At 47.6% G+C, this 1,431-nt stretch carries 1 protein-coding gene and 1 pseudogene; one reads left to right on the forward strand and one right to left on the reverse strand.

The window, feature by feature from the left end:
- Window positions 1-44 precede the first annotated feature (44 nt).
- A pseudogene (locus GSQ70_RS26220) lies at window positions 45-348 on the forward strand (IS4/IS5 family transposase); the annotation flags it as partial.
- A 208-nt stretch (window positions 349-556) separates the two neighbouring features.
- Here the strand turns inward: GSQ70_RS26220 and GSQ70_RS25650 are convergent.
- A complete protein-coding gene (locus GSQ70_RS25650) occupies window positions 557-1,129 on the reverse strand; it encodes a hypothetical protein (RefSeq protein WP_158785158.1) in 573 nt (190 codons plus the stop codon).
- Between the last annotated feature and the right edge of the window lie 302 nt (window positions 1,130-1,431).

The following is a 1,431-nucleotide window of genomic DNA, read 5'->3' on the forward strand; positions in this document are numbered from 1 at the left end:
TTGAGTAATACCTGAGTTAAGGCACGGCAGTATCTGGTGATGGCTTCAGGTTCGGGCTTCATTCCAGCGACAGCCGTTCAACATGCCGCAGGCTTGTACTGAGCCAGCTGGCCACACCTGCCACGGCGGTAATGTGGTTACTCGGGTATAACGCTGAAAATAAAGGATGACATCTAAATGAAGCAACAGACTGACAGCCTGAACCCAAGGCGGGTTATCTGGTATCTGACGTTAGCGGAGAATGTCCAGCAACACTCTTCCCTAAATACAAGTTTAATCGAACTGGATGCTGTTCTTAATCACCTTGCAAGAATCTGTAGAACTATGGTGTTGGTTTATCAACGATGATTTAGTGGCGCTCCCTCCGCCTCACAAGGCTTTTTTACGCTCGGTACATTCTCTGCCTGGACGATCACCATCAAAGACTGAGGAACGTTTAATGCGGAGGTTACTGTCACTGGATGCCACGTAGCGATCATTGACGATTTTAATCTCGCCGGAAGCAAGTTTTTCTCTCACATCTCGCCCTGCTGCTACTTGCAGACGTTTGCCCATTTCAAGAGTGAGACGTTCCACTGCGGTATTGTGAAGGTTGATAACTTTGAGTTGTGACGACATAACTTCTTCCTCCTGCGTCAATATCGGTGTACGCCTCCCAACCGATGAACGGACTGAACAGCCTGCTCTTGCGGTGCCCCTGAAGGCCCAGTGCTCGCGAATAAATTACTGAAAGATCAGTGTCTCGCTCATGCTCTCTATCTTCGGCGGCGCTGAAGGCATATACACCTGCATTACAAATATCATAATGGTCATAAATTATACTTGCAACGTTTTGGAGCACCCGCCCACCCGCCAGGCCGTCGAACTTCACATGCTTAAAACCCAGGGGCGAGTCTGTCGCCGGATCAATAGTGTCAAACAGCACTGCCCAAACACCGTTATTGTTTGGGAAACGAAACTGTGGGAAAGCATGATCCAACCGTATATGTTTTGCTGCTAAATCTGTTGCCGTCGGTAGTTCCTGAAAGCCAACTGCGTAAAGCTGGCCGCAATATAAGAACTTACGGTAGACAAACCCACCCGCTAAAGAGTCATCGAACGGATCTGACCACTGAATCTGATTGTTCATCCAGTACTTCCTTGTTTCAAACTGGTTAATATTCAATCAAGTGACACCAAATTAAACAAAAAATACTCACCGATAAGTTGTGAGGTTAAGCCTTTGCTGTTCTTTTTTGTGCTCTCCCACTATGAACTTACCCCTTTGCCCGGGTAACCCCTTCTGCCACGAAAACATAGCTGCTTTCAGTGGCAGAAGGACATCTTTTACCTGACCTGGACTAACCCGCTGTACGTCTCGATGTAACGTGGCGCTTTCAGATCCTCAACCTGAAAGTTCACCAGATCGAACAGCAATTCGGTAAGCACTTC

This window comes from Pantoea sp. BAV 3049, from assembly GCF_009765445.1.
Classification (GTDB): Bacteria; Pseudomonadota; Gammaproteobacteria; order Enterobacterales; family Enterobacteriaceae; genus Erwinia.